13 protein-coding genes are annotated in these 14,827 nt (G+C 44.8%); all 13 read left to right on the forward strand.

Features of this window, described 5'->3' with window-relative positions:
* Nucleotides 1-10 precede the first annotated feature (10 nt).
* The 13 genes from C505_RS0117205 to mreD all read left to right on the forward strand — a co-directional run bounded on the left by C505_RS0117205 (nucleotide 11) and on the right by mreD (nucleotide 14,822).
* Nucleotides 11-1,228, forward strand: a complete 1,218-nt coding sequence (locus tag C505_RS0117205; protein ID WP_018693874.1) for a type II secretion system F family protein — start codon at nucleotides 11-13, stop codon at nucleotides 1,226-1,228.
* A complete protein-coding gene (locus tag C505_RS0117210) occupies nucleotides 1,225-1,779 on the forward strand; it encodes a hypothetical protein (protein ID WP_018693875.1) in 555 nt (184 codons plus the stop codon). The genes C505_RS0117205 and C505_RS0117210 overlap by 4 nt, the downstream gene beginning before the upstream one ends.
* A gap of 60 nt (nucleotides 1,780-1,839) precedes the next feature.
* The gene (locus C505_RS0117215) at nucleotides 1,840-2,406 is read left to right on the forward strand and encodes a type II secretion system protein (RefSeq protein WP_018693876.1); all 567 of its coding nucleotides are present in this window, start codon (nucleotides 1,840-1,842) and stop codon (nucleotides 2,404-2,406) included.
* Between the two features lie 11 nt (nucleotides 2,407-2,417).
* The gene (locus C505_RS24855) at nucleotides 2,418-2,945 is read left to right on the forward strand and encodes a type II secretion system protein (protein WP_018693877.1); all 528 of its coding nucleotides are present in this window, start codon (nucleotides 2,418-2,420) and stop codon (nucleotides 2,943-2,945) included.
* Between the two features lie 19 nt (nucleotides 2,946-2,964).
* The gene (locus C505_RS0117225) at nucleotides 2,965-3,504 is read left to right on the forward strand and encodes a type II secretion system protein (RefSeq protein WP_018693878.1); all 540 of its coding nucleotides are present in this window, start codon (nucleotides 2,965-2,967) and stop codon (nucleotides 3,502-3,504) included.
* Nucleotides 3,491-4,030, forward strand: a complete 540-nt coding sequence (locus tag C505_RS0117230; RefSeq protein WP_018693879.1) for a prepilin-type N-terminal cleavage/methylation domain-containing protein — start codon at nucleotides 3,491-3,493, stop codon at nucleotides 4,028-4,030. The genes C505_RS0117225 and C505_RS0117230 overlap by 14 nt, the downstream gene beginning before the upstream one ends.
* Nucleotides 4,030-4,893 carry a PulJ/GspJ family protein gene (locus C505_RS0117235; RefSeq protein WP_018693880.1) on the forward strand — a complete coding sequence of 288 codons (864 nt, stop codon included), beginning with the start codon at nucleotides 4,030-4,032 and terminating at the stop codon, nucleotides 4,891-4,893. The genes C505_RS0117230 and C505_RS0117235 overlap by 1 nt, the downstream gene beginning before the upstream one ends.
* Nucleotides 4,865-5,329, forward strand: coding sequence for a hypothetical protein (locus C505_RS0117240; RefSeq protein WP_157369167.1), 465 nt, complete (start codon nucleotides 4,865-4,867; stop codon nucleotides 5,327-5,329). Before C505_RS0117235 ends, C505_RS0117240 begins: the two co-directional genes overlap by 29 nt.
* The gene (locus C505_RS0117245) at nucleotides 5,326-10,146 is read left to right on the forward strand and encodes a LamG domain-containing protein (RefSeq protein WP_018693882.1); all 4,821 of its coding nucleotides are present in this window, start codon (nucleotides 5,326-5,328) and stop codon (nucleotides 10,144-10,146) included. The genes C505_RS0117240 and C505_RS0117245 overlap by 4 nt, the downstream gene beginning before the upstream one ends.
* Nucleotides 10,147-10,352: 206 nt before the next feature.
* Nucleotides 10,353-12,236: a formylglycine-generating enzyme family protein gene (locus tag C505_RS0117250; RefSeq protein WP_018693883.1), complete on the forward strand. Its 1,884-nt coding sequence runs from the start codon at nucleotides 10,353-10,355 to the stop codon at nucleotides 12,234-12,236.
* A 183-nt stretch (nucleotides 12,237-12,419) separates the two neighbouring features.
* Nucleotides 12,420-13,463, forward strand: coding sequence for a rod shape-determining protein (locus tag C505_RS0117255; protein WP_018693884.1), 1,044 nt, complete (start codon nucleotides 12,420-12,422; stop codon nucleotides 13,461-13,463).
* Between the two features lie 8 nt (nucleotides 13,464-13,471).
* Nucleotides 13,472-14,338 (forward strand): rod shape-determining protein MreC, encoded by an 867-nt coding sequence (gene mreC / locus C505_RS22810; RefSeq protein WP_083938381.1) that lies wholly within the window; start codon nucleotides 13,472-13,474, stop codon nucleotides 14,336-14,338.
* Nucleotides 14,331-14,822, forward strand: a complete 492-nt coding sequence (gene mreD, locus C505_RS0117265; RefSeq protein ID WP_018693886.1) for a rod shape-determining protein MreD — start codon at nucleotides 14,331-14,333, stop codon at nucleotides 14,820-14,822. Before mreC ends, mreD begins: the two co-directional genes overlap by 8 nt.
* Nucleotides 14,823-14,827: the final 5 nt, after the last annotated feature.

A 14,827-nucleotide genomic window follows, 5' to 3' on the forward strand; every position in this document is an offset into this window, starting at 1 on the left:
GGAAGACTATATGCCCCACTTCGTCTATCGCGCAAGAGACAGCAAAGGAAGTATCGTCAAAGGGGAAGTTGAAGCTGCGAATAACTCAGCAGCAGCAGATCAGATTGTACGCCGTGGGGTGATCCCAATTCTGATTGAAGAAAAAGGGGAAGATCCACCGTGGATGCTCAAACTCCGCCAATTTGTCGTGGGGACTGTCACATTTGAGCATAAACTCATTTTTTGTCGGCAAATGTACTCCCTCATGAAGTCTGGTATTCCCATCCTTCGAGCCATCATTGGTCTTGCCGATACAACGACCTCAAAAGTACTCAAACAAACGTTAAAAGACTTGGCTGAGCAATTGGAAAAAGGAAAAACACTATCCGCCGCAATGTCACAATATCCAGCGGTCTTTAATCGCCTCACAGTGAGTATCGTGCATGTCGGAGAAAATACAGGTAAGTTGGATGAGGCATTTCTTCAGTTGACTGAATACTTTGAAACAGAGCAAGAAACTCGGCGGCGAATCAAACAAGCGACACGCTATCCAATGATGGTCATGATGTTTATTACGGTCGCGGTTGTGTTTGTGAATATTTTCGTGATCCCGACGTTTTCCGATATGTTCGCGAAGTTTAAAACGGAATTACCGTGGTCGACACGTTTACTGATTGGTATGTCTGACTTTTTTATCAACAAATGGCCGCTTCTTGTTGCCGGGGTTGTGGGTGGTTTGGTCATGATCAAGTCTTATTTGAATACTGAGGCTGGTCAGAAAAACCTGGATCACTATAAACTTAAAGCGCCGATTATTGGCAGTATTATCGAGCGCTCCGTGCTTTCTCGGTATAGTCGAACCTTTGCCATCATGCTGCATTCAGGCGTCCCGCTCACGACTGCGCTCCAACTTGTGTCAGAAGCGGTTGATAATACCTACATGGCAGAAAAAATTATTGAAATGCGTCAATCGATTGAACGCGGGGAGAGTCTGCTCCGTGTCAGTATGCAAAGTAAGATGTTTACGCCACTTGTGATGCAAATGGTGGCTGTTGGGGAAGAAACAGGGCGAGTGGATGAGCTTCTTAAAGAAGTCGCGGACTACTATGACCGTGAAGTTGATTTTGATCTAAAAAATCTGACCTCAAAAATAGAACCCATGCTCATTGGGGTAGTGGCAGGGTTTGTTGCGATTTTAGCCCTCGGTATCTTCTCGCCAATGTGGGACATGATGAGTGCAATGAAATGAGTCAGGAAGATATCAGCGATGATATGAAGCGGATTTTTCAGCAGTTGCTTTTTATCCTGATTATTGTTTTGTGCTTTGGCTATTTCGCATTCTATCTCAATAAAAATTTTCAAGATATTGAAGCAACACGATTGGACAAAGCTTTTAATACATTCTCAACGGCGATTCACACAGCACATTTTGCTTGGAGCAATAAAGCACGCCCGACCCGAATGTCGACTGGTAATTACATTATTCCTTACACAATATCTCCTCAAACCAGTGATATTAATAAATATGAAAAAAGTGAAGTAATTTTACTCTTTACACGTCGTGGTTGGCCGATATCTATAGAGAGCGAGGAAAATCACAATCATTGTGAGCTTCTATGGCAGCATTTACAGAATGACTCAGACTTAAAAGTGACAGGAAGTTGGGATGGAAAGTTGATGTCTCAGAAATTTTTACCAAAATTAAATGAGGGTACATGCCAATTTTGGTTTAACGACGAGCCGTTTTTCTATTACGACATCGGGACAGGTGACGTCATTCGCGGTCGAGCAAAGTCATAACAATGTATGAATAATAATGCCAGGATCTCTGTGCACATGAGAGAGGAGGCGGGTGCTAACATGCTGCGACATCGGGAACAACAAGGCTTTACACTGATAGAGCTTGTGATCGTTGTGATCATCCTCGGTTTACTTGCAGCAGCAGCGGTACCCAGATTTGTAGATGTAAGAGACGATGCAGAAGATGCTTCTGTCGAAGGGATTGCTGGAGGATATGCATCAGCAGTGAGTTTGGTGAGAGCACAATGGGAGCTGGAAGGCGGTAATTCTGGCGGCATTGTGTATTCCGGAAATGGATTTGGTGTAGACCCGGATACGGGTTACCCAACTGGCGGATCACCCAATTCAAACAATCAGGATACACAAATTGATGATTCGGACTGTGTATATATGATGGAAAATTTATTGCAGTCTGCACCAACAGTGACCAATAACTTCGGAAATATTTCAGAGACGAGGTTGTTCGGAAAGGTTGTCGGACGGTCGGAAGCAGATGGTGGCGATCAATGCTTTTACTATCTGTCTTCGACAATTGTCAATCAAGGGGCGGCTCCAAATGATGATTCAATTGGGAGCGGTCTGATATACACGGCAAGGACGGGTAGTGTTGTTGTATTTCAGAACTAGGTGAGGTGCGTATGAAACAGCAAGGTTTTACATTAATCGAATTGATCGTTGTGATCGTGATCTTAGGTATTCTCGCAGTCACTGCGGCTCCCAAATTTGTCAGTATCCAAAGTGATGCTCGGATTGCTGCGGTAAATGGGCTTGTCAGCAGCTTAAAGAGTGCACGAGATATTGTCCGAGGCAAATCTATTGTCGAAGGTGAACATACTTCAGCTTCAGCGGCGGTCAGTGTTTCTGGCACAACCGTGAATACGGTGTATGGCGATCCAGCCGCAACGTCTTCGGATGGTCTTATTGCTGCAACCGATGTGACTGCGGTGGAAATTACGGGTAGCCAAACACAATCGGCTCTTGATGCCGCGGATTGGGCGCACTTTGCAGCCAGTGGTGTCTTGTACGTTGCACCAGCGAGTTTATTTACAACATCTAGTACTGCGGCGGCCGCGACATTCACTGCGACAAACTGTTATGTCCAATATACTGCGGCGACAGCGTCAGCAAGAGCGATTGTAGCATTACAGTCTTCGTCCGGCTGTTAAGCGACTTCAATGGTCTGAAATGAAAACGACGCGACGTCGTGTACAACATTTCGGTTATACCTTATTGGAGCTTGTCACTGTCATTGTGGTGCTGGTGGCAATTTCCGTAGGTATTGGGCCGAAATTTTTTGATACGCGCGGGGTGGAGGAATTCGCCTTTCGTGATCAGTTTGTTTCTTCTGCGCAGTTTATCCAGTATCAATCCATGTCTCGTCTTAGCAATACCCGCTGTCTTTTTATCAATTTCACTACAACAAGCTTTGGGATCATGGACGGTGTAGATTGCAATCAGGCACCCAGCGGTAGTTTTAACTTGAAAACGGGTATTGATTTTGAATTCTTAACCAGCGATGTTTTCCCTAATGTCACGCTTACAACAACAATGGCAACCAGCAGTTATACGATAGGAGGGCAGCAACAAACCGTCGCATGGCTCACCTTTGATAAACAAGGAAAACCAACACTCAATTGTGTGAATGGTTGCAATATTACTTTTACCGGAGACAGTACAGCCAAAGTGTGTATCGAGCCTCAAGGGTATATCCATGAGTGTACTTAAGACCATTCAACAAGGCTTTACTTTGATGGAGATCATCGTTGGGATCGTCACGTTGTCTGTTGTCTTGCTTTTGGTTTCTGCTGTTGTTGGACCGCAATTTCAGCAAAGTGCGAATCCAATGCTGGAAGTACGCGCAAACGAACTTGCCCAATCTGTATTAAACGAGATCATTGGCAAAGCTTTTGATGAAAACTCTCCCGTTGGTGGTGCGTTGCGTTGTAGTGAAACCGGGGCGCCAAGTTGTACGGCAGCAACGTCATTGGGAGCGGATATAGGCGAGTCTCGACCTGATTATGATGATGTAGACGATTACATCAATATTACGTTGCAAGATGCGTTGGGGAAAGATCTCAGTCTATCTGGACTTTACACTGGTTTTTCTCTTGGGATCAGCGTGTTTTATGATGATGATTTAAATGGTATTCAAGATGTTGGGGATGGAAACCTGTTTAAGCTGATCCGGCTTACGGTCACATCGCCAAATCAACAGGATTTTGTATTTACTGTGTATAAGGGGAATTATTAATGCCCAAGTTCCAGTCGGCTTATACACTCATTGAACTTGTGATTGTGATCACGCTTGTTGGTGTTGCTGGCCTGGGGGCTTCAACCATGATCCAGTTGGGAGCACAGGTATTTGCTGAGTCCTCAGATCGCCAAAGCACGATTGCACGAAGCCGATTTTCTATGGAGCGGTTAACACAAGAACTGAGAAGTGCAGTACCAAATTCAGTGCGTCTATCTTGCGAGACGGTAGGACCAAGTTGTGGGCAGTTTCAATGTATCGAATTTGTCCCATTTAAAGTGTCCTCAGGCTACATTGATGAAGCAACCAGCGGGACAACATTGGATGTTGTTGAAGCAACAGGCGTCAATGTGGGGGATTATGTCATCATCAATCCATTATTTTCTAATGATGTTTATGATGCATCAAGAAATCACCGTTTACCGATCACTGCCGTGAATAAGACACCTGGATTAGGCGTGGGTATGGCCGATGTTGACGTTGACCGGTGGACCTTTAGCAGCAGTTTTGCAGAAGACTCTGGGCAAAAACGCGCTTATGTCGTCGGGAGTACAAACACAGTAACCTATTGCTTGGAAACCACCACGCCTGGTGATTCGCACCTTTATCGATATGAGAACTATGGATATTTATCGACACAACCGACACCGATTAACCGTGTGCTGGTTGGTCAAAGTGGTGTGTTAATGGCAGAAGGGTTGAATCAACTCCAGCCAGAAAGCAGTGTGTATGAATTATTTTTCCAGCTCTCTCCAGCGACCTTACAACGAAATGCAATTGTGTATATTTCGGCATATTTTATCACCGATTCTGGTGAGGCATTGAGGTTTCGACATGAAGTCAATATCCCGAATGTCCCTTAAGCGCCAGCGCGGTGCAACGCTCGTTGTGGCCATTTTTATCATGGTGGTCTTTGCTGTATTTGCGGCTGCAATGTGGAAAATGAATAGTAGCGGACAACAATCAATTTACTTACAAACCTACCATACCCGGGCATTGATGGCCGCTCAAAGTGGTATTGACTGGATTTTAACACGAATTTTCCCGCTTGGTGGAGGCGCTGCGGTCACCTGCTCGTCTATCGACACCGCATCCCCAATCGGTGTGATTGATCGTGCAGATGGTGTTCCTGATTTCTCAGTGATTACAGGAATGAATAGCTGTAGCGTCACGCTTGAGTGCACACAACGTACTATACTCAGTAAAAACTATTATAAATTTACCAGCACAGCAACTTGTGTTTCTATTGGGGCATGGGAAGTCAGTCGTAAGCTGATTGTGGAGGCGCAAACGTTATGAGAATCTATGACTGTTTACGCATCGTTGTATTGCTAGTGTTTTGCTGCTTCTCTACTATGAATTGGGCGGCAACAGGCTATTTCGAAGTGGGTTCGACCACGATCACAAATACAGTGAATAATGGCCATTGGCAAACGGTGAATTTAACCCAAAGTTATACGCAACCTGTCGTAATTGCTGGTCCGCTGACGCATAATAATGATCAATCCTTAAGTGTCCGAATCAAAGATGTCACCGCGACCAGTTTTAAAGTGGGTATGCAAAATCCCTGTGAGTCAGTGGGGAGTAGCCAGAGCGCGATCAACTGTAACAATATTTCCTGGCAAAGTGAGACAGTACAATATTGGGTTGTTGAACAAGGTACTTGGACATTCCCTGACGGCACAAAAATTGAGGCAAACTTGCATACGACCTCAACAGTGCGCAGTGGCAAGTTTCGTAATGATGACGACGATGACGATGAAGCAAATATCGTTGGCGATGTGGACGCAGGCGATCTACTGACATTCGACCATACCTATTCTTCGAATCCGGCCGTATTTCATACCATCAATACATACAATGACAGTACATGGGTCACGACAAGCGTATGGGGCACTTCTGTGGGCACTGTGCCTACAACGACACAATTCACACTTGCTTTAGAAGGTGGCGAAGCTTACGACAGTCATAATCGAGAAACAATTGGCTGGGTTGCGATTGAGCCGGGTACCGGAACGAATAATGGAAATGCTTATCTTGCTGGTGGAACGTTCTCTACTTATGGATCTGCGGATCGTCATGATGATGGTTGCTTTGATATTTCGACCCTTTGGACAGATCAGAATATCAATATTCTCGTCAAGCATAATACCACCAGTGGATACAATGGTCCTTGGGTACGTAATTGTGGTACGACAAGCAGCGCTTATCGTGTGCATCTTGATGAAGATCAGGTTCATGACACTGAGAGGGATGGTTACATCGAAGCGATTTCCTGGTTTATGTTTAAGGAAAATACTTGGGGGATCTTAACCAGGGATGACGAAACAGTTGCACATGTTGCGAATTGGAAATTAGCCGCAGGTCAGGTTACATTACCCGCAAACCCTAATGCATTTACAACGGTGACATTTGAGCAGCCATTTTCTGTGACGCCTGTTGTGGTGGTGTTGCCGACGGAGGATGATTCAGACCCGCAAGCGTTGCGTATTAAAAATGTCACAACGACTTCATTTGATATTGTCCAGGTTGAGCCGCCAGACGAAAGTGCCAATCTTGTAGAGACAACCATTGATTATGTGGCGGCAGAACCCGGCGCACATACATTCCCTGATGGGAAAAAAATTGAAGTGGGGACAATCCAAACGAATGAGATCCAAGCGCATTGGTGGATCAGGTTTTGGACTGGATGGTCCGCTTGGGAATATGGATCATTTACGACAGCGTTTACCAGCACACCAAGCTTTGTAGCCACCATCCAAACCATGGTCAATGAACCAAATCATTCGCCTGGATCTCAATCGATTCCTTGGTTAACAACAGCGGTAAGCAATGTCACGAGCAACGGCTTTCGCGTCGCGCTGGAGCGCTCAGAGGTAAATAATGGTCGAGTGCCTCAAAATGAGACGATTGGTTACATTGCAGTTGAAGCGGGTGTTCAGTCATCTTTTAGGGATATCTATGGTCAGTTAATTTATTGGGAAAGTATCCGAACGCCAGAGACCATTGATGGGCACGATGATGCTTGTAACACTTATAGTTTTGTCACCGACTTTACCAGCGCACCGCTGGCTGTTGCGACTAAAAATACACGTAATAGCAGGAATGGAGGCTGGCTTCGCCGATGTGCTCTGACCAAAGATGTCATTGGTCTTCTGGTCGATGAAGATCAAGATATTGACTCTGAGCGCAGCCACCCCTACGAGCGTGGCAGTATCTTTGCTTTTTCGCAGGCGTTTTTTGCGGATTTTTCACAGGTTGCATTGTATAAGTTTGATACCTGTGACATTCCACAAGGAGGAACAATATCTGATCTTTCCGGTTATGGTTTGAATGGCACTGCACAAAATGGGGCAACATTCTCCCGCTATGGATACAATTGCTCATCTCTGGCATTAGACGGTACGGATGACTATGTGGTTGTTAGCGATAATAGTCTGCTGGATAATACAACTCAGGTGACCTTTATGGCCTGGTTTAGTGCCGACACCCTCACTGCAACTTCCCCATCCAATGCACGTGGGATATTAGCCAAACGTGTTGATCCGAATAGTCAATCGGCCTACACCATGTTTTTTTGGAATGATCATCCAACGAAGCTGAGTATTGATATCCAAGGAAACAATGACCGATTCCAATCGACAAAAAGTGACTTTACGACAGGTCAGTGGTACCACGCAGCCGTGGTGTTCGATGGCACTCAATCGGCTAGTAATCGTGTCAAACTATATATTGATGGTGCGTTAGACTCGACCCACTACGAAACCAGCAGTGCATTACTGAATAACGCTTCAGATCTTTTCATTGGCAACCTCAAAACATCATCGGTTGATAAAGTCTTTGATGGGAAAATTGACGAAGTTCGGGTACTCACACGCGCGCTGAGTGCTGGCGAGATTGCAGCGATTTATAATAAAGAAGTCTCTAAAAAAGACATTGATTGTGGTTGTGTTTGTGTTTTTGCTGGATTTTCAATTTCGCAACCTGATGTGGCATTGGCTTGTCCTGAAACGCGTGCCCAAGTTGATGTGACTGCGGTATGTAGTGACGGAACAACCAAAGCTGACTTTACTGGAACGGTCACATTGGGTCCTGCGACATCCGGCAGTGTCAACAGTGATTTTTATTTACAGGCAACGGGTGGTTCTGCGCTGACGAATAATCAATACACATATTTAGACAGTGATAATGGAACAAAGTCTTTTTATTGGTATTACGAAGAAGCAACGCAGGATTTAGCCGTGACTGTCACCTATGATAGTAGCCTGTATACATCGACCGATGTGACCGACTTTGCCGCATCTGGGCTGGCGATGGTGGGTGCTGTTGATCAAGCAACGTGTACAGTGAGCGCACCAGTCGATTATACCTTGACGGCATGGGGAAAAGATCCGACTTCGAATACAGGTCAATGTACGCAGTTAAAGGGATTTCAAGGAGTCAAAACGATGAAGCTCTGGATATCCTCACATGAAGTAAACACTGCTGGAGCGCTTTCTACAGCCGAGGATGGGGATATGAAAGCGAAAGGAAACAGTGACTCCACTTTTAAGCCATTGACGAAACAAGAAAGCACTCATTTATCCAGACAAATTAACTTTGATTCTCAAGGACAAGGGACTTTTCAGGTGACTTATGAGGACGTCGGGCGTCTTAAACTGAAAGTCAAACATGATGCACCACCTTATGATGGGTCAGTGCCTGGGGTTTCTGCATTATATGGTGAATTACAAACGGCGTTCTTATCGACTCCGAGTACACTCAATATCTCCGTCGTCGACGCGAACGCTGCCTGCCCTTCATCCAGTCCAACAATTGATGATGCATCTTGCACTCCGTTTAAAGCAGCAGCCGTGCCGTTTAATATCGAACTAACAGCCATGTGTGGTGGAATCGGTGGGTTGACCGCAAATCATTTTGATACGGGGACGGATAACATAATTGTGAATATGGAAGCGTTCCGTGCAGAGTGTGACGGTGGTGCTGGTCAGCCAGCCTATTGCAGTGCCCAACCAGCATCAATTGATGTGAATTGGTATACCGGCAGTGATCCTGTTGATCATTCGGTCAAATATACCGAAGTGGGTGCAATGAAGATGAAAATACCATCCTATACCTATTTTGGATCACTTTACACACCCAATTATGAAAGCGCTGTTGTCGGTCGTTTTTATCCACATCATTTTGATTTGGATTCCGCGAGTTTGAGTCTGCTAGGAGAGTGTGGCAGTAACTATCATTATATGGGACAACCGTTATCACTCACTGCGGGGTTAATTGCGAAGAACTTCGATGATGGGACAACGGCTGGCTATAGTGGGGGCTTTGCTGCAAATTCGAGTAACTTGCTCACGGTTGGGCATGAAAGCGGTCAATCAACAGCGCTGGGTGCGCGAATGAACGACTTTACCGTTGTGCGGAATGATTGGACAAATGGCATCGCACCTATCACACAAGATCTTGTGTTCTCTCGTTTGGCAGACAGTGTTGATAATGGTGCTGGTGTGTTAGATGGGCCTTATACCGATGTTTTGATTGGTTTTCAGTTCAATGATGGAGATACAGGCTTTAACGCGATCGATTTAGATTTCCATGCTTCTCAAGCAACCTGTAGCGGTGATTGTGATTCGGTCCAGATGAGAAATGGCGCAACAGTCTATGATATATCACCGCGATATGGCCAAGGCAGACTCTTAAATACGTTTGGTCCGGAGACAAGAGAATTGGGCATGCGCTATCAGGCTTATTACTATGATGGCAATCAATTCATCATCAATGCACAAGATAATTGCACGACATACGTCAATACAGATGCATCACTGAATTTTGATGTGAGTACGGAAGATGAACTTGTTGCTGGTGATACGAGCGTGATTTTACCGCTAACCAGTACTACGCTGAGTAGTGGCGATTCAATTGTTTCCCCACTCACATTGGATAAACCGAACAACCAACATACGGGCCAAGTGGAGCTGGAACTGACGGTTCCGGACTGGTTAAAATATGATTGGACCAGCAGTGGTGGGGTACTCGAAAATCCAAAAGCAATCGCCACATTTGGTAAATACCGTGGGAATGATAGAATTATCTATTGGAAAGAATCGGCGCAAGATTAATCTATTGCGTGACTTTTTCTGAGAAATCAGTCCTATTTTGGGAATAAAAAGATGCTTCGGGGTTGCGCTTTTCATGTTTAGTCAATAGCATAGGAACAGCGTTTCGGTTTTCGAAGCAAAGCAATTCGAATCGATAGTGGTGCTTTTTGATTCGAGTCAGCAAGCATTTGATTCAACAACACTGACAAGTTTTGGAACGGATAGATATGCGATTAGCACCCTTAGCCCTTGCATGTTCACTGAGTTTAAGCTCGACCATCGTCCTCGCAAAAGAGACGCTGGATGTCACAGCCATTCAAACCGAAATTGCGGCAAAACAAAAAGAATTCGACTCATTTAATCAACGTTTGCAATCCCACATTAATGCGCTCAAACAGCTTGAACAGGAGTTGACACGCCTTCGCAAAAATTCTTCGACTTTGGAAGCTGCAAGAAAACGTGCTTTAGAAGAAATGAATGTGCAGTATCAAAAGATGATCGATGATCCGAACATCGATATCACAATGACACGCGAAAATTATCAGAAGTCGGTTGGTGCACATAAAAAAAACAAAGAAGATATTACTTCACAATTAATGCGCATTCAGGATAAACAGGAAGAAGTCGAAATCGTTCGAGTTTCAAAACATGCTTTGCTCAATACGCTTGAAGGTTTGAAAGAGCGTTATCATAAAGCACGGGTTGACCGCCTCTATCGTGAGTTTAATCAAGAGGGACGATTAGATATCCAGCACACCATTACTTGTGGTGATGATGATACGCTCTCTCGCTGTAAATCCCGGGGCAAACTTCTTGCAAAGCAAAAAGCATCAAAACAATTTCTTGATCAACTCTATACCAGCCTGACAGAATCGACAGTCGCAAAACGCGAACGTGGCAAGTCGGATGCGAAGGTGAAAATCCTGGGAACAACAATTCTCGATAGTGGCTTTTCTGGTCAAGGAAATTACCATGTCAATGTTTCTCTAGCGATGAAAGGCAGCTTGAATCGTGAACAAGCCTGTAACTTGTTGAATTTGGATGCGCGTTATTGTATCGCATTTAATAATAAGACGATTTCAAAACCAATTGTTTCAACGTTAAGACGGGATGAACTCAGAGATGTCGATGATTCGATCATGTACGAGCTTACCGTTCGATCCAATGTTTATGACGATGAAGTGTTTATTGATGGCGTTAGCTATGGGACAACTCGATTAACGGTGATGTTGCCAGCAGGTGAGCATGATATCGAAGTTGTAAAGCTTGGATATGAGCCGTTTAAAGAGACGCTGTTCCTGCGTGAAAATCAAACATTGAAGGCGAAGCTCGATAAAGCAGAGCAAATTTTCAAAATCGGTGAGCAAATCCAAGATATCCTGCTTGATGATAAACCTGGTCCAGCGATGGTGGTGATCCCGGCGGGCTCTTTCCAAATGGGAGACATTTCTGGTAATGGGTTGGATAACGAGCGCCCTGTCACGAATAAATCCATTCCCACATCCTTCAGTATTGGTCAAAAAGAAGTCACAGTGGCAGATTTTAGCCAGTTTATTGAAGCAAGTAATTACACAACAGAAGCTGAAAAAGGAGAAGGGTGTGCAGCTTATCAAGGTGCAAAACCAGTCTATGAGTCTGCGCTGAACTGGCGGACACCAGGATTTGAACAATCTGAAGAGCACCCTGTTGTATGTGTGAGTATCAATGATGCGCAAGCTTATGTGGATTGGTTGTCAGAAGTGACAGGAAAGCGTTATCGACTCCCAATGGAAAATGAGTGGGAGTATGCAGCACGTTCTGGTTCTGAAGAAGATTACTGGTGGGGAGAAGCCATCGGAACCAATCGTGCAAACTGTGGGTGGTGTGGTTCAAAATGGTCCAATGCGGGCTCTGCCCCGGTTTCTTCCTTTAAACGGAATGGTTTTGGCCTTTATGATACGGTCGGGAATGTTTGGGAATGGAGTATCGGTGCCGGAATGAAAAATAACAGTGTGGTCCGTGGGGGCGCGTGGAACTTTGCACCAAGCTTGGCACGCGTTTCAACACGAATGGAACTTTCTCCAGATTTCCGCTCTAACTATATTGGATTTCGCGTAGTGCGCGAACGATAGATTTTTATTTGGTCAAATCCCAGTTCCTTATGCTGTGAATTTGACCAAAATTAATCTTTTATTCAAGTTTTTGGTTATTTTTTATCGTGCTAGTGTAGAGCGTGCTTGCTGAATTTCAGGTGCATTGGTAAAGTTAGCGCAAAAGAACACGACACTAACCTTTTTAAAGGACTCTCCGGTTCCATGATTAAAAAAATCCGCGGTATGTTTTCAAATGACCTATCTATTGATTTAGGTACGGCCAATACGCTTATTTATGTCCGAGAACAAGGTATTGTTTTGAACGAACCTTCTGTTGTTGCAATTAGCCAAGGTCGCGCTGGTGGTCCCCGAAGTGTCGCAGCTGTAGGTCATGAGGCAAAGCAAATGCTTGGCCGGACCCCTGGAAATATCAAAGCAATTCGCCCGATGAAGGATGGCGTGATTGCGGATTTCTATGTCACGGAAAAAATGCTTCAGCACTTCATTCGCCAAGTTCATGATAATAATTTCTTACGACCAAGCCCGCGTGTGCTGGTCTGTGTGCCTTGTGGTGCAACCCAAGTTGAAAAAAGAGCGATTAAAGACTCTGCATTAGGTGCTGGTGCACGTGATGTTTATCTGATTGAAGAGCCGATGGCGGCGGCAATCGGTGCAGGTTTACCTGTTTCTGAAGCAACAGGCTCTATGGTTGTCGATATCGGTGGTGGTACGACAGAAGTTGCCATTATCTCTTTGAATGGTGTTGTTTATTCGTCATCTGTTCGGATTGGTGGTGACAAGTTTGATGAAGCCATTATTAACTATGTTCGTCGTAATTTTGGTAGTTTAATCGGTGAAGCCACAGCAGAGCGTATCAAACACGAGATCGGCTCAGCTTATCCAGGGGATGAAGTGAAAGAAATCGAAGTACGCGGTCGTAACCTCGCTGAAGGTGTCCCCCGCTCATTTGTTCTCAATAGCAACGAAATTTTAGAAGCACTTCAAGAGCCACTCACTGGCATCGTCAGTGCCGTCATGGTTGCATTAGAGCAATCGCCACCAGAACTTGCGTCAGATATTGCTGAGCGTGGAATGGTTCTCACAGGAGGTGGTGCATTACTCAAAGATCTTGATCGTCTCCTCATGGAAGAAACAGGTATTCCAGTGATCATCGCTGATGACCCACTGACCTGTGTCGCAAAGGGGGGTGGTAAAGCCCTCGAGATGATCGATATGCACGGTGGTGATGTCTTTAGTGACGATTAAACAGTTACATGAATCCTATATTCGTTCGACGACCATCACTCAAGGTTCGTTTTTCTATCGCCATTGGGCTGAGTCTCAGCCTGATGGCGTTTGATCATTTTACAGATACATCGGCTATTGTTCGTACTTATCTGACTTCAATTATTTCTCCCGTACTTTATCTGGCGGATGCCCCGCAGGAAGCGATCGAATCTGTTGCATTACGCATCAAAACCAAAGAATCTTTGATGGAGGAAAATGCACTGTTGCGACAATTTCAGTTGGAACAGAATGAAAAACTTCAGCAATTTGCCCTTTTACAGCAAGAAAACAAGAAACTTCGTGCACTACTCAACTCAAGTCCAAGACATCAAAGTAAAAGCATGGTTGCTGAAGTGATGGCTGTCAGTAAAGACCGCTTTTCTCATCAAGTAGTTGTGAATCGTGGCACTTTAGATAAAGTCTATGAAGGACAACCTGTTATCGACGATCTTGGTGTTGTTGGGCAGTTGCTCACTCCAGGAACGACAACAACCCATGTTTTGCTCATTACCGATTCAACTCAGGCGATTCCTATTCGAATTGAACGAACAGGTGTGCGTGCCATTGCAGAAGGAACGGGAAATATCGATCGGATCAAGTTGAATCATATCCCACACAGTACAGATATTCGCGTCGGTGATCGTTTGATCACATCTGGTCTTGCACAGCGTTTTCCTGAAGGTTACCCCGTTGGTGTGGTGACAAAAATTATCCGCGATGAAGGCAGGCAGTTTTCGACAGTCTTCGCAAGGCCTGTTGCTCAGTTAGATCGGTTAAAGTACCTCTTGCTCCTATGGGGCGCTGTCGATGATATTGGGGAAGCCGTTCAGATTGAGGAGGAAGAGAATGGGTGATAATACAGGTTTACGCAGTAACTGGTATATCTTTCTGACAATTCTCAGTGCATTGGTACTGTCGATGATGCCCGTGCCGATTCAATTGGAACTCTTTCGACCAGATTGGCCATTGCTTGTAGTTCTTTACTGGTGTTTAGCACTGCCAAATCGTGTAAATATTGGTGTGGCATGGCTGACCGGATTTGCGATGGATATTATGATGGGGAGTGTATTTGGGGTCTATGCAATTTCGTTTACGATAACCAGTGTTTTTTGTCTTTCAAATTACCAAACCATTCGTAATTTCTCGGTATGGCAGCAAAGTTTGCTGATTGCTGTATTATTGTGTTTATATCATTTACTTGTATTCTGGTTTTCGCGATTTTTTGCAACGATTCACTTTATTCCGAATTACCTTTGGCCAGCGATGACAGGTGCACTGTGTTGGCCTTGGGTGTTCTGGCTTCTTCGAAAACTCAGAAGACAATTTTCGATTCAGTAGGACTA

It is taken from the genome of Algicola sagamiensis DSM 14643 (genome assembly GCF_000374485.1).
Taxonomy (GTDB): Bacteria; Pseudomonadota; Gammaproteobacteria; order Enterobacterales; family Alteromonadaceae; genus Algicola; species Algicola sagamiensis.